Source organism: Pseudomonas sp. FSL R10-1339 (assembly GCF_009600545.1).
Lineage (GTDB): Bacteria > Pseudomonadota > Gammaproteobacteria > Pseudomonadales > Pseudomonadaceae > Aquipseudomonas > Aquipseudomonas bubulae.
On the sequence record NZ_WIVQ01000020.1, the window covers coordinates 43211 to 60983 of the forward strand.

Sequence of the window (17773 nt, forward strand, 5' to 3'; positions counted from 1 at the left end):
TTCGACTTTGCGAAAGGAATTGAGCCCGTCATGATTCTGCCTTGGCTAATCCTGATCCCCTTTATCGGCGGCCTGCTGTGCTGGCTGGGTGAGCGCTTCGGCTCTACCCTGCCACGCTGGATTGCGTTGCTGACCATGTCCCTTGAGCTTGCCCTCGGCCTTTGGCTGTGGTCCCAGGGGAACTACTCATTTGCACCGGCGCCTGGCGCCGACCCGACCTGGGCCCTTGAGTTCCAGCACACCTGGATTGCCCGCTTCGGTATCAGCGTGCACCTGGCGCTGGACGGCCTGTCGCTGCTGATGATCCTGCTCACCGGCTTGCTCGGTGTGCTGTCGGTGCTGTGTTCGTGGAAAGAAATTCAGCGTCACGTGGGCTTCTTCCACCTGAACCTGATGTGGATCCTGGGCGGTGTGGTTGGCGTGTTCCTCGCCATCGACCTGTTCATGTTCTTCTTCTTCTGGGAAATGATGCTGGTGCCGATGTATTTCCTCATCGCGCTCTGGGGTCATAGCTCGTCGGACGGCAAGAAAACCCGTATCTACGCCGCCACCAAGTTCTTCATCTTCACTCAGGCTTCCGGCCTGATCATGCTGGTGGCGATCCTGGGTCTGGTGCTGGTCAACTTCAACAACACCGGCGTGATTACCTTCAGCTACGCCGAGTTGCTGAAAACCAAGATGTCGCTCACCACCGAGTACATCCTGATGCTGGGCTTCTTCATTGCTTTCGCCGTGAAGCTGCCGGTCGTACCGTTCCACTCCTGGCTGCCGGATGCTCACGCACAGGCACCTACCGCAGGTTCTGTGGACCTGGCCGGTATCCTGTTGAAGACCGCTGCGTATGGTTTGCTGCGTTTCGCCTTGCCGCTGTTCCCGAATGCCTCGGCCGAGTTTGCGCCGATCGCCATGACCCTGGGTCTGATCGGGATTTTCTACGGTGCTTTCCTGGCGTTCGCACAAACCGATATCAAGCGTCTGATCGCGTTCTCCAGCGTTTCCCATATGGGTTTCGTGCTGATCGGTATCTACTCCGGCAGCCAGCTGGCCCTGCAAGGCGCCGTGATCCAGATGTTGGCCCACGGTGTTTCGGCAGCTGCGCTGTTTATCCTCAGCGGCCAGTTGTATGAGCGTCTGCATACCCGTGACATGCGTGAAATGGGTGGTTTGTGGTCCAAGATCGCTTACCTGCCGGCCATTAGCCTGTTCTTCGCGGCGGCGTCCCTGGGCTTGCCGGGCACCGGCAACTTTGTCGGCGAGTTCCTGATCCTGATTGGCTCGTTTGCCAGCTTCCCTTGGGTCACCGCGATCGCCACAACCGGCCTGGTGTTTGGTTCGGTCTACTCGCTGATCATGATTCACCGTGCCTACTTCGGCCCATCCAAATCGGACGATGTACTGGCCGGTATGGATGCACGTGAACTGATCATGGTGCTCGGTCTGGCGGTACTGCTGGTGTTTATCGGCGTGTACCCACAACCGTTCCTCGATACCTCCGCTGCGACCATGCATGGCGTGCAGCAATGGCTCGGCACCGCCTTCACTCAACTCGCTTCGGCCCGGTAAGAGCGCTATGGAATTCACGATCCAACACTTTATCGCGCTTGCTCCACTGCTGATTACCAGCCTCACCGTTGTTGTGGTGATGCTGGCAATCGCGTGGCGCCGCAACCATTCACAGACCTTCCTGCTTTCGGTGGCGGGTCTTAACCTGGCCCTGTTGTCGATCTTCCCGGCGTTGAAAGTTGTACCACTGGCTGTCACCCCGCTGTTGATGATGGACAACTTCGCCTATCTGTATATCGGCCTGATCCTGGTCGCGACCCTGGCCTGCGTCACCCTGGCGCACGCCTACCTGGGTGAAGGCGGCACGGGCTATCCGGGCAACCGCGAAGAGCTGTACCTGCTGATGCTGCTGGCAGCGACCGGCGGTATTGTGCTGGTCAGCGCGCAACACCTGGCCGGTTTGTTTATCGGTCTGGAACTGCTCTCGGTACCGGTTTACGGCCTCGTGGCCTATGCCTTCTTCAACAAGCGCTCCCTGGAAGCCGGCATCAAGTACATGGTGCTGTCGGCAGCCGGTTCCGCGTTCCTGTTGTTCGGCATGGCCTTGCTGTACGCCGAAGCCGGCAGCTTGAGTTTCAGCGGTATCGGTCACGCCCTGGCGGCCACTGGCGCTCCTAGCGCCATTGCCCAACTGGGCCTGGGCATGATGCTGGTGGGCCTGGCCTTCAAACTGTCGCTGGTGCCTTTCCACCTGTGGACGCCGGACGTATACGAAGGTGCTCCGGCGCCGGTCGCCGCGTTCCTGGCTACCGCGTCGAAAGTTGCCGTGTTTGCCGTGATGGTGCGTCTGTTCCAGATCACCCCATCGGCAACCACCGGTGTGATGAGCGATGTCCTGACCGTGATCGCGATTGCCTCGATCCTGTTCGGTAACTTGCTGGCACTGACCCAGAACAACCTCAAGCGTCTGCTGGGTTACTCGTCCATCGCTCACTTTGGCTACCTGCTGATCGCCCTGGTGGCGAGCAAGGGCATGGCCATGGAAGCCATCGGCGTGTACCTGATCACCTATGTGCTGACCAGCCTGGGTGCATTCGGTGTGATCACGTTGATGTCCTCGCCGTACAAAGGCCGTGACGCCGACGCCCTGTACGAGTACCGCGGCCTGTTCTGGCGTCGTCCGTACCTGACTGCGGTGATGACCGTGATGATGCTGTCGCTGGCGGGTATCCCGCTGACCGCCGGCTTTATCGGCAAGTTCTACATCATTGCCACCGGTGTTGAAGCTCACCAATGGTGGCTGGTGGGTTCCCTGATCCTGGGTAGCGCCATTGGCGTGTTCTACTACCTGCGTGTGATGGTGACCCTGTACCTGGTCGAGCCGAAACTGCATCGCCACGATGCACCGCTGAACTGGGAACAGAAAGCGGGCGGCGTGATGCTGCTGGCGGTCTCGGTACTGGTGTTCTTCCTGGGTGTCTACCCGCAGCCGATGCTGCAGCTGGTGCAACAGGCAACCCTGGGCCTGGTTGGCTAAGCGTTAGCGGCTGTACCCAAAACCCCGTGGAGGCCTGGCCTTCACGGGGTTTTTTGTTGCACCACAAATCATGTGGAAGTTGTAAATACTCAGGATTTCTATGCGACGCTAAACCTGTGGGAGCTGGCTTGCCTGCGATGCAGACGGCGCGGTGTTACGGTAAGTAAACGTTGCAAAACAACTGACCCACAGCGTACATATCCAGCATCCGCGTCCAACTGAAATAGTGGTTTCGCCCTTACGGCGAGTCCCTTTTTGAAGGACCAAAAAGGAACCAAAAAGTCCTCGCCCTACCATACGGCCGCCTCGCCCAGGCTCGCCGGTGCCCTCACTCCGGCACTGTTATGGGGGCACGCCGCGACGGGCCATCCATGGCCCATCGCGGTTGGCGCGGCGTCCTGCCGCGCCACCCCCATAACAGCACCTGCGTTCGGCCTTCTGTGAGGGGCATTCACGTCGCTTGGCTAATCGAGTGGCCACAGCAAAAGCAAAGGCAAAGGCAAAGGCAAAGGCAAAACCTTGTCGTAGCGAGCAGGCTCGATGTTGAAGTTCTCTTGCTCGCGCCGAAGCGGCCTACAAAAAAGGCGACCCGAAGGTCGCCTTATTGTTCATTCACTCAAACGTTGCAGATCAGAAATCGTGATCGGCGTTGTCCGGGTTCAGGTCGCTGATGCCCAGCTTGCCAGCGGCTTGCTCGATGGCTCCGGTCTGCTTGACCAGGGCAGCGATGGCATCACGCACAACCTGGTTGCCCGCAGCGTTGTCAGCTGCGATCAACTGGTCGTAGTGCTCGCCCTTGTTGGCGCGGTCAACCATGACCTGGATCTTGGCTTCGGTGTCGGCCAGATCGGATTTGAGCGTGGCGTCGGTAGCCGGGTCAATGACCACCACCAGCGACGACAGGCTTGGGCCGGTCATTTTTGTGCCGTCAGCACGCACGTACTCACCCAGATACACGTTGCGAATGCCCTTGGCATCGTAGAAGTGCGAGTTGTGGGTGTTGTCGCTGAAGCAGTCCTGCTCGTCTTCAGGGGAGTTGGCTTCCAGGGACACTTTCATCCGCTCGCCGGCCAGTTCGCCCAGCGACAGGCTGCCCATGCCGAACAGCATTTTGCGCAGGCCGTTTTGTACCGGCTCGGCTTCCAGCGTGGCGCGGTAGTTGTCAGCCACGTTTGGTGCCCAGTTGCCGACCATTTCGTTGAGGTCGTTGACCAGCAGTTGGGTCACGGCTTTCAGATAGGCGCGACGACGATCGTTATGACCACCGGTGGCGCCTTCGCCTTCCAGATAGTCCGAAGCAGGACGGTTGCCTGCACCCGGGCCCGTACCATTGAGGTCCTGGCCCCACAGCAGGAATTCGATGGCGTGGTAGCCGGTGGCTACGTTGGCTTCGGAGCCACCCAGCTCGTTGAGGCTGGCCAGGGTTTCAGGGGTGATTTCGGTTACGTCGACCTTGTCTTCACCAATCTGGATCTGGGGGTTGGCGATGATGTTGGCGTTGGCACCCGGGTTGCCCAGTGCGCCGGCGTAGTTGGCGTCAACGTAGTCGATCAGGCCTTCGTCCAGGGGCCAGGCATTCACCTGGCCTTCCCAGTCATCGATGATGGTGTTACCGAAGCGGAACACTTCGCTCTGCAGGTAAGGCACGCGAGCTTCAACCCAGGCGGCACGGGCAGCTTTGAGGGTCTCGTCGTTGGGCTTGGCCAGGAATGCATCGATGGCGGTTTGCAGTTTCTTGGCAGTGCTTTCGGCGTCGCTGTACACGGCGTGAACCATGTCGGCGTAATGGGCAACGACGGCCTTGGCGGCAGCTTCGTCGACTTTTGCCGCCGTGATGTCAGTGGCAGGCGTCGCGGTAATGGTGGCGGCTGCTGGCGTAGGGGTTGCTGCGGTTTTTTCCTTGTCCTTGTCGCCACAGCCGGCGAGTGAGATAGCAATGGCCAGCAGACTGGCGGTAGCCAGAGGCATACGAATCATGGCGAAAATCCTGCTTCGAGAGGTGGGACAAGCGTGCGGCTGCACGCGAAACTGCCACATGATGCGAAAGATATGCATTTTCTGTAAAGGGCTACTGTTGGAAATATTTCTTATTTACTTCAGCTCTGCCCCGGGTCTTTCGTGAATCTCGAAATAAGGACTTACATAATGACGGCCTTGTTACGTCGGGCCTGCTTGAGATAAGCCACCAGCTCCCGTGCCCCAAGGGGTTTGCTGTACAGGTAACCCTGGCCTTCATGGCAGCCCTCGGCGATCACATAGGCTTCCTGTTCGACCGTTTCGACACCTTCGGCGATGACCTGCATGCCAAGGCTTTTACCGAGCTGGATGATGGCGCGCACGATGGTGGCATCGTCACCGTCATCGATGAGGTCCTGCACAAAGCTTTTATCAATCTTGATTTTGTCCAGCGGCAGGCTTTTGAGGTAACTCAGGGATGAATAACCGGTACCGAAATCATCAATCGCAATCAATGCACCGGAGCGTCGCAGGCTCAGCAGGTGCTGGGCAGCGGTGCTGATGTCTTTCATCAGGCTGGTTTCAGTCACTTCCAGCTCAAGGCTGCGCGGGGCCAGGCGGTGGCGTTGCAGCAGGTTGTTGACCACCCGGGGCAGGTCTATGTGGTGCAACTGCACGGTGGACAGGTTGACGGCCATGCGCAATTCACTGAAACCCAGGTCGTGCCATTCGCGCAGCTGGCCGCAGGCCTGGTCCAGCGCCCATTCGCCAATGGCAATGATGCTGCCGTTTTTCTCGGCCAGCGGAATAAACAGGTCGGGCGGCACCATGCCGTGCTCCGGATGCTGCCAGCGCAGCAGGGCTTCTACGCCGACCACGCGGTGATCGCTGTAGCGGATCTGCGGTTGATAGACCAGGTAAAGCTGGTTGCACAGCAGGGCTTCGCGCAGGTCTTTTTCCAGTTCGCGCATGCGTCGCATCTCGCGGTCGACGCTGGCGATATAAAACTGATAACGGCTGCGCGAATAGCTTTTGGCCAGGGTCATGGTCTGTTCGGCTTTTTGCAGCAACTGCTCGGTGGTATCGCCGTCTTCAGGGAACAGGGTGATGCCGATGGTGGCGCGCAGGCGGATATTTTGCTGGTCAAGGCTGAACGGCGATTCGAGGTCGTCGAGAATGCTCTGGGCCAGTTCGGCAGCCTCATAGGGCTGTTCGATATGGGCCTGCACCAGGGCAAATTGATCGCCGCCCAGACGGCCAAGCGCACCGAGGCTGCCGCTGTGGGCGCGCAAACGGTCGGCCAGGGCCTGGAGCAACTGGTCGCCGGTTTGATAACCAAACTGTTCGTTGATGCCCTTGAAGTCGTCCAGGCCCACGCACAGCACGGCGACACGGCGTTGCAGGCGGCCGGCATCGGTGAGGATCTTGCCCAGTTGCCCCTGCAATTGCTGGCGGTTGGGCAGGCCGGTCAAAAAGTCGTACTGGGCCATGCGCAGCAACGAACTTTCGGCTTCGTGACGCAAACGGTTGTTGCGCTCGATCGAGGCCAGCAACTGGTTGGATGTATTGACCCACACCCCTAGCTCGTTGTGCTCGTGGCCCTTGAGCAGAGGGATCACATGTTCGCTGGGGCGATCGGGATTGATGCTGGTCAGGTGCCCGATGATTTTTGACAGCGGCTTGGTCAGCAGCCAGTGATAGACCAGATACAACACCAGCCCCATGAGCAGAGCGCGCAACAGGCCGGAAAACAGCATCACCGCCGAATCGGTCAACAGGCCCTGACCGTAAGTTGCGGTGTCGAGGGTGATGCTCAGGTCGCCGTAGTACTCGCTGTATGGGCCTTGGCCAACTAACGGAATGCGGAACCTGTGCTCCTGACCCAGTATCAGGTCGGTCACCCAGCGGCTCGATGAGCTTTGCAACTCGCGGTTTTTTTCGGCCAGCGGCGCTTCATTGGGATGGCCGATGGAAGCCTTGCGCACCGCTGGGTCCTGGAACAGACCTTCGATAACCTGCATGGCCATATCGCGATCCAGGCTGTAAAGCGCCTGGGTTGAGGGGTCGCGAAACATGTCGAGGATTCGTTCGGCATCTGCCGTAACGGCTTGTCGGACTTTGTAGGCGTCGAACACGATCTGTGCGCAGCTCAGCACGCCTCCAACGACCACTGCTGAAAGCAGCACGATGCGGAGCAACTTGAGTGACAAGCTGTTTTTGAATTGCCGCTTCAAAGCGCTATTCCCTGTTCCTGCCATTAATGCCTGTGGCCTTGTATGTGAACGATTTTTTGCCAGAGTGCAAGTGACCAATGTGCAGCGCTTGTAACGGCTACTGTGTCGGTATCTTCACCTTGAACTTGAGGCGCAGCCTGAAAAATTCCCGCCGCTTTCATACTAGCTGGCCCGGATTGGATGGGCTTTTTAGCAAGCCAAAAAAAACCCGGCAATGCCGGGTTTTTTTATCTGGAGCGAGACTTAGGCAGTGAAGGGTTTGCCTTCGAACTGCTCAGCAACGAACTTCCAGTTAACGAGGTTCCAGAACGCTTCTACATACTTCGGACGCACGTTGCGGTAGTCGATGTAGTAGGCGTGTTCCCAAACGTCGCAGGTCAGCAGCGGGGTGTCGCCGCTGGTCAGCGGGTTGCCGGCGCCGATGGTGCTGGCCAGGGCCAGGGAACCGTCAGCTTTCTTCACCAGCCAGCCCCAGCCGGAGCCGAAGGTGCCGATGGAAGTCTTGCTGAATTCTTCTTTGAACTTGTCGAACGAACCGAAGGCAGCGTTGATGGCATCAGCCAGCGCGCCAGTCGGTTGGCCGCCGGCGTTTGGCGCCAGGCAGTTCCAGTAGAAGGTGTGGTTCCAGACCTGAGCGGCGTTGTTGAAGATACCGCCCGAAGAGGTTTTGACGATCTCTTCCAGGGTTTTGCCTTCGAACTCGGTGCCTGGCACCAGGTTGTTCAGGTTCACGACGTAGGTGTTGTGGTGCTTGTCGTGGTGAAACTCCAGGGTTTCTTTGGAGATGTGCGGCTGCAGGGCATCGTGTGCGTACGGCAGCGGCGGCAATTCGAAAGCCATGATGATTCTCCTAATCAGGTCAGTTGCGATGAGCGCAAGGCCGATCACGGGCGGCCAAACACGCGCCGATGAGTTTTTACTCTTTGCGGCGCAGGGTCAGGATCATAGCACCGGGGTGACGGCATAACCACGCGACAACTGTGTGGGATAGACGTTTCAGCACATGTGGGACTATTTTTTTTTGCCTGTGGGAACAGGGTTATGCTCAGCCTGAAACAATTAACTGCAGCGCCACTGCATACATCATCACCGCTACCAGCAAGTCCAGGATACGCCAGGTGTTTGGCCGTGCCAGCCACGGTGCAAGCCAGGCCGCACCCAGCGCCAGGGTGAAAAACCACATCAGCGAAGCACTGGCCGCGCCCACCACATAAGCGCCGGGCACGCTTTGCTGGGCGCCAAGGGAACCGATCAGCAACACTGTATCAAGGTAAACGTGGGGGTTGAGCAGGGTGACGGCCAGTGCGCTGAGCATCACTGCCTTGAGCGAGCGAGCAGTCTGGCTGGCAGAATGCTCAAGGCTCGATGTGGAAAACGCCCGGCGCAGTGCCTGGGTGCCGTACCAGAGTAAGAACACCGCCCCGCCCCAGCGCGCAACACTGAGTAATAGCGGGTTTTGCGCCAGAAGGGTCGCCAGGCCAAACACCCCGGCCGCCACCAGCAGGGCATCGCACACTACGCAAAATGCCGCCACGGGCAGGTGGTGTTCACGGCGCAGGCTTTGCGCCAGCACAAAGGCATTCTGGGTGCCGATGGCCATAATCAGGCCGAACGCGACCAACAGGCCATTAAGGTAGCTTTGCCACATAAGGATTACTCGTTGTACTGCAGGCGGGGTTGCTGCTGGCTATTCTCCTGCCCTTGGATGTATAAGAAAAACCAATATTGCTGATCGCTCATTAGGAAAACTGATGTTCGACTATAAGTTGCTCTCGGCCCTGGCCGCCGTTGTGGAACAGGCCGGTTTTGAACGGGCGGCGCAGGTGCTTGGGCTGTCCCAATCGGCCATCTCCCAGCGCATCAAATTGCTTGAAGCCCGTATCGGCCAGCCGGTGCTGGTACGCGCGACGCCGCCAAGCCCGACCGAAATCGGCCGGCGCCTGCTCAACCATGTACAGCAAGTGCGTTTGCTGGAGCGTGACTTGCAAAGTGCGGTGCCGGCGCTGGACGATGAAGGTTTGCCCGAGCGCCTGCGCATCGCCTTGAATGCCGACAGCCTGGCCACCTGGTGGGCGCCGGCCGTGGGGGATTTTTGCGCCGAGCAGCACCTGTTGCTAGACCTTGTGGTTGAGGATCAGACCGTTGGCCTCAAACGCATGCGCGCCGGTGAAGTGGCTGCCTGCCTGTGTGCCAGTGAACGGCCGGTCGCCGGGGCCCGCAGTGTGCTGCTGGGCGCCATGCGTTACCGGGCGCTGGCCAGCCCAGAGTTTATTGCACGGCATTTTCCGGATGGCGTCAGCGCTGCGCAGTTGCCCAAGACCCCTGCGCTGGTGTTCGGCCCGGATGATTTTCTGCAACATCGCTACCTGGCTTCGCTGGGTGTGGATGGCGGTTTTGAGCACCATTTATGCCCATCTTCCGAAGGCTTTATCCGTTTGGCTGAGGCCGGCCTGGGGTGGGGGCTGGTGCCTGAGCTGCAAGTGCGCGAACAACTGGAAAATGGCCGCCTGGTGGAGCTTTTGCCAGATAAACCCATCGACGTGCCATTGTACTGGCATCATTGGCGCAATGGCGGACAACTGCTGGGGCAACTGACCGAACATTTATCTCGTTCGGCAGCCCGTTGGTTAGTGCCTTTGGCCTGATAACCGGCGTTTAAAGAGCAAGCAGCACGAATTACAGCATTTGGAGTGATTGATGAAGATTCTGGTCACCGGCGCAAGCGGCTTCATTGGCGGACGCTTTGCGCGTTTTGCCCTGGAGCAGGGCTTTGACGTACGGGTCAGCGGGCGTCGGGCCGAAGGTGTCGAACACCTGGTACGACGCGGCGCTGAATTTATCCCGGGTGATTTGACCGATGGCCTGCTGGTGCGCGACTTGTGCGTGGATGTCGATGCGGTGGTGCATTGTGCGGGGCATGTGGGTGCCTGGGGGCGCTACCAGGACTTCCACCGCGACAACGTGCTGGTGACTGAAAACGTAGTTGAAGCCTGTCTGAAACAGCGGGTGCGGCGTCTGGTGCATTTGTCATCGGCAGCGTTGTACTTCGATGGTCGCAACCACACCGACCTGACCGAAGAACAGTTGCCCAAGCGCTTCAGGCACCCTTTTGCCGCCACTAAAAACCTGGCGGAGCAGAAGGTGTTCGGTGCCCAGGAGTTTGGCCTTGAAGTGATTGCCCTGCGCCCGCGTTTTGTGACGGGGGCAGGGGACATGAGCCTCTTCCCGCGATTGATCAAACAGCAGCGCAAAGGTCGTCTGGCCATTGTTGGCAACGGTTTGAACAAGGTCGATTTCACCAGTATGCAAAACCTCAACGAAGCGCTGATGAGCAGCCTGTTGAGCAGTGCAGCGGCGTTGGGCAGGGCCTACAACATCAGTAATGGCACGCCGATACCGTATTGGGATGTGGTCAATTATGTGATGCGCCAGATGAACGTGCCGCAAGTGACCCGTTATCGTGGTTACGCCACGGCCTACAGCCGTGGCGCGCTTAACGAAGCTGCCTGCAAGTTATGGCCGGGGCAGCCCGAACCGTCACTCTCGCGTTTGGGGGTGCAGATCATGGATAAAGACTTTACCCTCGACATCAGCCGCGCCCGGCACTACCTCGACTACGATCCCAAGGTGAGTCTGTGGTCCGCGCTTGATGAATTCTGTGGTTGGTGGAAAGCTCAGGAATCCCCTTACCGCTGACCGCTTGCCGCCATTTTTAAAGGTTTACGATGCGTAACGATGCCCGCGACGACTTTGACAATGTGCCGACCCTTCGCGCCGATACCGATGACCATGACGAACCGGCGTCCAGCTTTGGTGCCCGTGAGCGCACTACGGTGTATTCGCGCAATACCCCGGTGATCAAGGTCAAGGGTCCGAGTACCGGGCCTTTGTGGGCCATGATCTGCGCCTTGCTGGTGGCCGTTGGCGGGCTGGGCTGGTGGAGCTTCCAGCAGATTTCGCTGATGGAGCAGCAGTTGGTGGCCACCCAGGAGAGCTTTGCCCGTATCAGCGAAGAGGCAGCCGGGCGCCTGCAGGCCATATCCGGCAAGGTGGTTGCCAGTGAATCGACAATCAACAATGGCAGCGAAGTCTTGAAGTTGCAGATCAAGCAGCTAGAAGAACAGCTGCTTGAGCAGAGCAAGCGTCAGCAAGGGCTGGTGGCGGGGCAGCAGGGGGATCTGGATCAGCGCTTTGAGCAAATCAATGCCGCGATGTTGATGCAAGTGACTGCCCAGAAAGAAAGCCAGGCCAGGCTCGAAGCCGATATCAAGAGTCTGGGTACTGAACTGGCCACGCTCAAGGCAGGTGTCGCCCAACAGGCCACGGATGTGGCGGCCTTGAAGAAACAGGGCAACCCGGGCGCGGCGGTGGAGCGCCTGGAGCAGGATATGATCGTGCTCAAAAGCGAACTTGAGAACCGCCCCGCACCAGCTCAAGGTGCCAATGCTGCCGAGTTCGATGTGTTCCGTGCCCAGATGACGCGCAACATCAACACCCTGCAAAGCCAGATGCAGAACCTGCAGAAGCAGATCAGCGCTCGACCTTGAGCCTGTGCTGAGGGTTTGCCCCTCACCCCGGCCCTCTCCCGCAGGGAGAGGGGGCTGATGTGTGGCGTCAGTCATACCTGCATGTGCCTGTCGGCGGATTTCCGCTTATTGCAACGCTGAAAATCAGCGGATTCCCGCCTACCCATCTCCCGCAAGCCATGTAAACCGTGGTCTCAAGCGTTGGCACAAGTTCTGCTATAGCCCAGCAAGCTCGCGTTTTGACGCGCTATAAAAAAACAATGAAAGAAGGATCCATTCAATGGATAACTCCAGCACCCTGCCTGCCGGGGCCGTGTCTGCGGCGCCTAAAGAAAAGACCACCTCCAGCCGTATCAAATCGATTTTCAGCGGTTCCGTCGGCAATATGGTCGAGTGGTACGACTGGTACGTTTACGCCGCGTTTTCGCTGTACTTCGCCAAGGCCTTCTTCCCCAAGGGCGACACCACCGCACAACTGCTCAACACCGCCGCGATCTTCGCCGTGGGCTTTTTGATGCGCCCGATCGGCGGCTGGCTAATGGGCCTGTACGCGGATCGCAAAGGCCGCAAGGCCGCGCTGATGGCTTCGGTCCTGTTGATGTGCTTCGGTTCGCTGGTAATTGCCCTGTCGCCGGGTTACGAAACCATCGGCGTGTGGGCGCCTATCCTGCTGGTCTTCGCCCGCTTGCTGCAGGGCCTGTCGGTGGGTGGCGAATACGGCACCTCGGCCACTTACCTGAGTGAAATGGCGACCAAGGAACGTCGCGGTTTCTTCTCGAGCTTCCAGTATGTAACCCTGATCTCGGGGCAGCTTATCGCTTTGGGCGTGCTGATCGTGCTGCAACAGACCCTCACCGAAGAGCAACTGTACAGCTGGGGCTGGCGCGTACCGTTCGTGATCGGCGCCCTGTGTGCCGTGGTCGCGCTGTATCTACGTCGAGGCATGGAAGAAACCGAGTCGTTCAAAAAAACCAGGGTCAAGCCTAAAGAAAGCGCCATGCGCACCCTGCTGCGCCACCCCAAAGAGCTGATGACCGTAGTTGGCCTGACCATGGGCGGCACGCTGGCGTTCTACACCTACACCACCTATATGCAGAAGTACCTGGTGAACACGGTGGGCATGAGCATCTCGGATTCCACCACCATCTCGGCCGCCACGCTGTTTCTGTTCATGTGCATTCAGCCGCTGGTGGGCGCGCTTTCCGACAAGATCGGCCGTCGTCCGATCCTGATCGCCTTCGGTGTACTGGGTACCCTGTTTACCGTACCGATCCTGACCACTCTGCACACCATTACCACCTGGTGGGGTGCGTTCTTCCTGATCATGGCCGCGCTGATTATTGTCAGTGGCTACACCTCGATCAACGCCGTGGTGAAAGCGGAACTGTTTCCCACGGAAATTCGCGCACTGGGTGTTGGTTTGCCTTACGCACTGACCGTGTCGATCTTCGGCGGTACAGCTGAATATATCGCTCTGTGGTTCAAGAGTGCAGGTATGGAAACCGGTTACTACTGGTACGTGACAGCTTGTATTGCCTGCTCGCTGGCGGTGTACGCCACCATGAAAGACACCCGCAAGCACTCGCGCATCGAGACTGACTGACAGCCCACCCGCTCCCACAGGGGTTAGCCGATACTGCTATTTGACAGGCTGGCCAATTGGCCGGCCTGTTTGCTTTTCAGATCCGCCTCCCGGCGATCATGGCCACCAATATCCCCGCCAGTACCCGCCAAGGGCCGATGGTGCCGAAATCCAGCTCCGAATCATCCGCCAGGTAGTCACCCAAGGCAGTTCCCAAGCCGTGGCGCAAACTTTTATCACCCAAAACGCCAAGGTGAACTGAGGAAGTTCGTTCATTCCAGGCTCCAGTTCTCGAGGGGTACAAAGCCGTTTGGGTACCGGCTTTTTTGCCGGCGAAGACGGGTGCTCGCGCAGCAAAAAATGGGTAATGGACTGATGAAAGCCTGTCTGTGAGTGCGATTTATTTGAATTAATAGTCAGTTAATTCTGTTAGCCCACTATCAATCTCAGCAACACCTCTATGGCCGGCAGAACATGTGTGCCGCCCCACCGGGAGCTGGACGTCGTCAAGAGCCTGGTTCGGCGCGGGCCTACATATCGAATTAATCGATTCCTTAGCGCTATTTTTTGCGCTTTTTAATCAAATTAATCGGCGTAGTCTTAAGCCCATACCCACTGAACACCCCAAACACGAAACAAGGAGCTTTATCATGAAAACCAAACTTATCCTCGCTGCTGCTTTTTCTGCCCTGGCCTTCAACGCTTTTGCCGCCGATGGTTTCGATAAAACCCATTCGTCGAGCTTTGCTGAAGATGGCTACAGCCGTACAGGTTCTGCTGCAGTTGCTGCTGACGGTTATGACCGCACAGGTTCGGCTACGTTTGCAGAGGACGGCTACGACAAAACCGGCTCGGCCACCTTTGCAGAAGACGGTTTCAGCCGTACCAAATCGGACACCTTCGCTGCTGATGGCTACGATCGCACTCACGGCGCCCACTTCAGCTAACACCTGAATCAGGCACTCCAGCCCGGCCTTGGCCGGGCTTAGTCGTTTTTGGGGGTAAGACAGTGGAGATCCAATCCTTAGCAGCCTCGTTCCTACGGCAGTTGCTACAAAACCTCGCAAGCTTTTGTAATCCCGGCAAATGCCTTGCACTATAGGCCCTCTATCTCAGCCGTTTGCGGACACTTCCCGTGCATGACGATATCCATTTCTATGAACCTTCCCAGGGCCACGGCCTGCCCCATGATCCGTTCAATGCCATAGTCGGCCCGCGACCTATCGGCTGGATTTCGTCACAGGATGCCCAGGGCCGTCTGAACCTTGCGCCTTACAGTTTTTTCAACGCGTTCAACTACATCCCGCCGATCATCGGGTTTTGCAGTGTGGGCCGCAAAGACAGTCTCAATAACATTGAACAAACCGGCGAGTTTGTCTGGAACCTCGCCACCCGGCCGCTGGCCGAAGCCATGAACCAGAGCTGTGCCATGGTTGGGCCCGAGGTCAATGAGTTCGAGCTGGCCGGGCTGAGCACCGTACCGTCACGGGTGATCAGCGTGCCACGGGTGGCCGAGACGCCGGTGTCGTTCGAATGCAAGGTCACCCAGATCATTCAGTTGCAACGGGCAGACAAGGAACTGGTGCCGAGCTGGCTGATTCTGGGGGAGGTGGTGGCGGTGCATATTGCCAGGCACCTGCTCAAGGACGGGATTTACGATACCGCGGCCGCCGAACCGATCCTGCGTGGTGGCGGCCCGGCGGACTACTTCCAGCTGGGCCCTGAAGCACTGTTCAAAATGCATCGCCCACGCTGATTACCAAACCAGTTCGGCGTCATCAGTGACGCCTTGCAGGGCTTCAAGTTGCTCGGCCGCGGCGGCATCGGCGGCGGTCGCAGTCTTGAAGGTGTGCTCGGTGAGAATTTTGTGAAAGCGCGGCGCTCCACCTTCGTACAAGGCTTTGACCGCAATCGCTGCGTGATAAACGCCGGGCTCAACCGGAACTACAGCTGATACCGCTTCAAACTGTGCAAATTCTTTACGCGCCATGCTTCAACTCCCGGCCTATGGAAAAACCGGCATTCTACCTGTTCAGCCCGCCCACATCGCTGAAGGTCTGAAAATCGAGACTGTCCACCACTTGCTGGTGCACCAGCGCGCCGTATATTTCCATAAGCGATGAATTGAAATACGCGAGCATCGAGGGTTCATCCTGCCAGTAGCCCGCCACCTGCCACAGTTGCGGGTCGTTATCACAATGCTGCAAGGCAAAGTGCAGGCAGCCGGGGGTCTGGAGCGTCGGTTCGATCAACTGGCTCAGGCAAGCCTCGACCCGGGCCGAACACCCTGCGCGGGCGCGAACCAGTGTCAAATGACTGACGGCATTAAGCTGGGGCATGCAGGCCTCCACAAAGCAAAGTGGTGTTGGGGGGAGGTTCAAAGCTTAGGGGCCGGCCCCTGTACGCCGTTAGTCGATTCCTGCCCCAGGCTTGCACGATTCTGCAAAAGCGCACCGAACCGCTGCCTCATGGCATGATCGGGCAAAGGGCCAGTTCATCAGGGTTTCGAGCAAGGTCAAGCGTCTGCAACGGCTTGGGCAGGCCTGTGCCTTCAGGCAATGACAGGATCAGGCAAGACAACGACAGAAATCAGCTACCCCTTGGCCTTGCACAAACTTAAGCTGTGCCTGCCCTGTTGCTTTGATGAGGATGCAACCCATGTCACTGCTGGAACCGCCGCGACCCGCGCTCGAGCCCGCGCTTGAAAAACAGCGCGTGGAACTGGCTGACCTGATTTTTCGCCATGCCCCGCAAGACGGTTCGTTCACCACCGGTGTCGACGCGCTGTTTGTGTCGCGCCACAGTCATCCCAGCGATTTCGCTCCCAGCCTGCCAAAACCCGCGCTGTGCATCATGGCCCAGGGGCGCAAGGAGGTGCGTCTGGCGGACGAGTACTTTGCCTACGACCCGCTCAATTATCTGGTGGTGTCCGTGTCGATGCCGATCAGTGGCCGGGTGCTGGAAATCTCCCCCGAACACCCGGTACTGGCCTTGCGTCTGGATATCGATCCGGTGGAAATCACCACGTTGATCAGCGATGCCGGCCCCCTGGGCGTGCCGTCGCGACCCACCGGGCGCGGGCTGTATGTTGAGCCTATAGACCAGCCAATGCTCGACGCAGTCTTGCGTCTGACACGTCTGCTCGACACACCCAAAGACATTGCCATGCTGGCGCCATTGATTCGCCGTGAGATTCTGTATCGGTTGTTGCGCAGCCCCCAGGGCTATCGCTTGTATGAAATCGCCAGCCAGAACAGCCAGAACCATCGCGTCAGCCGAGCTATTTCCTGGCTTAACGGCAACTTTGAGCAGCCGCTTCGTATCGACAGCCTGGCGCGCGAAGCCAATCTCAGCGTGTCGACCTTGCACCACAGGTTCAAGGCCATGACCGCCATGAGTCCGTTGCAGTACCAAAAGCAGCTGCGTCTCAACGAAGCCCGGCGACTGATGCTCAGCGAGGGGCTCGATGCCTCGGCGGCGGGTTACCGTGTGGGTTACGAAAGCCCGTCGCAGTTCAGCCGCGAGTACAGCCGCCAGTTTGGCGCGCCCCCGGTTCGAGACCTGGCGCGCCTGCGCATGAGCCTATAGCGTCAGCAATTCTTGCCAGCGCGCCTCGTCGATTTCAATCACGCTTGGCCCCTGGCGGTCGGCGGCACTGGCCAGGGCGGCGCGCAATTGCGCCTCGCCCTCGACCACCTGCGCGGCGCAGCCCAGCGCCTTGGCCACAGCGATAAAGTCCGGGGTGTAGATATCGACCCCCACGGGTTCGATGGCGCGATTGAGCATGTATTTTTTGATCTCACCATAGCCCTGGTTATTCCACAGCAGCACGATGATCGGGGTTTGCGCTTCCACTGCGCTGGCCAGTTCGGCGAGGGTAAATTGCAGTCCGCCATCACCTATCAGGCACAGCACCGGGCCACCCGTTTTGCCATTGGCCCGCCGCCCCAACCAGGCCCCCACTGCCGCTGGCAGGGCGTAGCCGAGGGTGCCGTAGCCGGTCGATGAGTTAAACCAGCGCCGTGGTTGCTCGGGGTTAAACGTCAGGTTGCCGGTGTACACCGGCTGAGTCGAATCGCCGACGCACACGGCATCCGGTAGAACATCGAAAACCGCCTGCAAAAAACGCGTCTGGGCGCGGGTCGGGGCATCCCATTCGGTGGCCAACTGCGTCTGCAGACGGCTGACCCGCACAGCACCCCACTGCGGATCCCGTGCTGGCAACTGCGCCAGACTTGCCACTAATGCCTCGCTCGCCAGGTTGGCATCGGCCACCAGCGCCAGGGTCGGCGGGTAATTGCGTACGGTCTGGTCCGGGTCGATATCAATACGTAGCAACGCGCCCGGGATCTCGAAGCCGCCAGCAAAAGTCACATCGTAATCGGTCTCGGCCAGCTCGGTGCCGATCGCCAGCACCACATCCGCTTCGGCCACC

At 58.8% G+C, this 17773-nt stretch carries 16 protein-coding genes; 9 read left to right on the plus strand and 7 right to left on the minus strand.

Annotated elements, in window-relative coordinates; genetic code table 11:
- Nucleotides 1–30 precede the first annotated feature (30 nt).
- Nucleotides 31–1563, plus strand: coding sequence for an NADH-quinone oxidoreductase subunit M (gene nuoM, locus GHO03_RS08985; RefSeq protein WP_095003303.1), 1533 nt, complete (start codon nucleotides 31–33; stop codon nucleotides 1561–1563).
- 7 nt (nucleotides 1564–1570) lie between these two features.
- Complete coding sequence (gene nuoN, locus GHO03_RS08990; protein WP_095003304.1) at nucleotides 1571–3040, plus strand: NADH-quinone oxidoreductase subunit NuoN; 1470 nt, start codon at nucleotides 1571–1573, stop codon at nucleotides 3038–3040.
- 630 nt (nucleotides 3041–3670) lie between these two features.
- Here nuoN and GHO03_RS08995 read toward each other — a convergent pair.
- The 4 genes from GHO03_RS08995 to GHO03_RS09010 form a co-directional block, all read right to left on the minus strand.
- Nucleotides 3671–5017 (minus strand): imelysin family protein, encoded by a 1347-nt coding sequence (locus tag GHO03_RS08995; RefSeq protein WP_153399658.1) that lies wholly within the window; start codon nucleotides 5015–5017, stop codon nucleotides 3671–3673.
- A 161-nt stretch (nucleotides 5018–5178) separates the two neighbouring features.
- Nucleotides 5179–7254, minus strand: coding sequence for a putative bifunctional diguanylate cyclase/phosphodiesterase (locus GHO03_RS09000; RefSeq protein WP_372239747.1), 2076 nt, complete (start codon nucleotides 7252–7254; stop codon nucleotides 5179–5181).
- 219 nt (nucleotides 7255–7473) lie between these two features.
- On the minus strand, nucleotides 7474–8070 hold the full coding sequence (locus tag GHO03_RS09005) for a superoxide dismutase (protein ID WP_095003034.1): 597 nt from the start codon (nucleotides 8068–8070) through the stop codon (nucleotides 7474–7476).
- Between the two features lie 205 nt (nucleotides 8071–8275).
- A complete protein-coding gene (locus tag GHO03_RS09010) occupies nucleotides 8276–8878 on the minus strand; it encodes a LysE/ArgO family amino acid transporter (RefSeq protein ID WP_095003035.1) in 603 nt (200 codons plus the stop codon).
- Nucleotides 8879–8981: 103 nt separating this feature from the next.
- Here GHO03_RS09010 and GHO03_RS09015 point away from each other — a divergent pair, with 103 nt between their 5' ends.
- The 6 genes from GHO03_RS09015 (at nucleotide 8982) to GHO03_RS09040 (ending at nucleotide 15094) form a co-directional block, all read left to right on the plus strand.
- The gene (locus GHO03_RS09015; protein WP_095019404.1) at nucleotides 8982–9875 is read left to right on the plus strand and encodes a LysR family transcriptional regulator ArgP; all 894 of its coding nucleotides are present in this window, start codon (nucleotides 8982–8984) and stop codon (nucleotides 9873–9875) included.
- Nucleotides 9876–9927: 52 nt separating this feature from the next.
- Entirely contained in the window at nucleotides 9928–10926 is a 999-nt protein-coding gene (locus GHO03_RS09020; RefSeq protein ID WP_095003037.1) for an NAD(P)-dependent oxidoreductase, read from the plus strand.
- A gap of 29 nt (nucleotides 10927–10955) precedes the next feature.
- Nucleotides 10956–11777, plus strand: coding sequence for an ATPase (locus tag GHO03_RS09025; protein WP_153399659.1), 822 nt, complete (start codon nucleotides 10956–10958; stop codon nucleotides 11775–11777).
- Between the two features lie 259 nt (nucleotides 11778–12036).
- Nucleotides 12037–13359: an MFS transporter gene (locus GHO03_RS09030; protein ID WP_095019406.1), complete on the plus strand. Its 1323-nt coding sequence runs from the start codon at nucleotides 12037–12039 to the stop codon at nucleotides 13357–13359.
- A gap of 629 nt (nucleotides 13360–13988) precedes the next feature.
- A complete protein-coding gene (locus GHO03_RS09035; protein WP_095003040.1) occupies nucleotides 13989–14285 on the plus strand; it encodes a hypothetical protein in 297 nt (98 codons plus the stop codon).
- 188 nt (nucleotides 14286–14473) lie between these two features.
- On the plus strand, nucleotides 14474–15094 hold the full coding sequence (locus GHO03_RS09040; RefSeq protein ID WP_095003041.1) for a flavin reductase family protein: 621 nt from the start codon (nucleotides 14474–14476) through the stop codon (nucleotides 15092–15094).
- Here the strand turns inward: GHO03_RS09040 and GHO03_RS09045 are convergent, their stop codons facing one another.
- Together GHO03_RS09045 and GHO03_RS09050 are read right to left on the minus strand one after the other, a co-directional pair.
- Entirely contained in the window at nucleotides 15095–15328 is a 234-nt protein-coding gene (locus GHO03_RS09045; protein ID WP_095003042.1) for a hypothetical protein, read from the minus strand. It abuts the gene before it with no gap.
- Between the two features lie 34 nt (nucleotides 15329–15362).
- Entirely contained in the window at nucleotides 15363–15677 is a 315-nt protein-coding gene (locus GHO03_RS09050) for a putative quinol monooxygenase (RefSeq protein WP_095003043.1), read from the minus strand.
- A gap of 319 nt (nucleotides 15678–15996) precedes the next feature.
- Here GHO03_RS09050 and GHO03_RS09055 point away from each other — a divergent pair, with 319 nt between their 5' ends.
- The gene (locus tag GHO03_RS09055; RefSeq protein WP_095003044.1) at nucleotides 15997–16926 is read left to right on the plus strand and encodes an AraC family transcriptional regulator; all 930 of its coding nucleotides are present in this window, start codon (nucleotides 15997–15999) and stop codon (nucleotides 16924–16926) included.
- Here GHO03_RS09055 and GHO03_RS09060 read toward each other — a convergent pair.
- The coding region (locus GHO03_RS09060) for a thiamine pyrophosphate-dependent enzyme (RefSeq protein ID WP_256668468.1) at nucleotides 16921–17773 on the minus strand (853 nt) is incomplete at its 5' end. The two genes, GHO03_RS09055 and GHO03_RS09060, sit on opposite strands and share 6 nt — an antisense overlap.

Excerpts from the sequence above, each read along its gene's own strand:
- GHO03_RS09010 (WP_095003035.1), bottom strand. The coding sequence starts at position 8,878 with ATGTGGCAAAGCTACCTTAATGGCCTGTTGGTCGCGTTCGGCCTGATT.
- GHO03_RS09035 (WP_095003040.1), top strand. The coding sequence starts at position 13,989 with ATGAAAACCAAACTTATCCTCGCTGCTGCTTTTTCTGCCCTGGCCTTC.
- GHO03_RS09000 (WP_372239747.1), bottom strand. The coding sequence starts at position 7,254 with ATGGCAGGAACAGGGAATAGCGCTTTGAAGCGGCAATTCAAAAACAGC.
- GHO03_RS09050 (WP_095003043.1), bottom strand. The coding sequence starts at position 15,677 with ATGCCCCAGCTTAATGCCGTCAGTCATTTGACACTGGTTCGCGCCCGC.
- GHO03_RS09045 (WP_095003042.1), bottom strand. The coding sequence starts at position 15,328 with ATGGCGCGTAAAGAATTTGCACAGTTTGAAGCGGTATCAGCTGTAGTT.
- nuoN (WP_095003304.1), top strand. The coding sequence starts at position 1,571 with ATGGAATTCACGATCCAACACTTTATCGCGCTTGCTCCACTGCTGATT.
- GHO03_RS09055 (WP_095003044.1), top strand. The coding sequence starts at position 15,997 with ATGTCACTGCTGGAACCGCCGCGACCCGCGCTCGAGCCCGCGCTTGAA.
- GHO03_RS09020 (WP_095003037.1), top strand. The coding sequence starts at position 9,928 with ATGAAGATTCTGGTCACCGGCGCAAGCGGCTTCATTGGCGGACGCTTT.
- GHO03_RS09025 (WP_153399659.1), top strand. The coding sequence starts at position 10,956 with ATGCGTAACGATGCCCGCGACGACTTTGACAATGTGCCGACCCTTCGC.
- nuoM (WP_095003303.1), top strand. The coding sequence starts at position 31 with ATGATTCTGCCTTGGCTAATCCTGATCCCCTTTATCGGCGGCCTGCTG.
- GHO03_RS09030 (WP_095019406.1), top strand. The coding sequence starts at position 12,037 with ATGGATAACTCCAGCACCCTGCCTGCCGGGGCCGTGTCTGCGGCGCCT.
- GHO03_RS08995 (WP_153399658.1), bottom strand. The coding sequence starts at position 5,017 with ATGATTCGTATGCCTCTGGCTACCGCCAGTCTGCTGGCCATTGCTATC.
- GHO03_RS09005 (WP_095003034.1), bottom strand. The coding sequence starts at position 8,070 with ATGGCTTTCGAATTGCCGCCGCTGCCGTACGCACACGATGCCCTGCAG.
- GHO03_RS09015 (WP_095019404.1), top strand. The coding sequence starts at position 8,982 with ATGTTCGACTATAAGTTGCTCTCGGCCCTGGCCGCCGTTGTGGAACAG.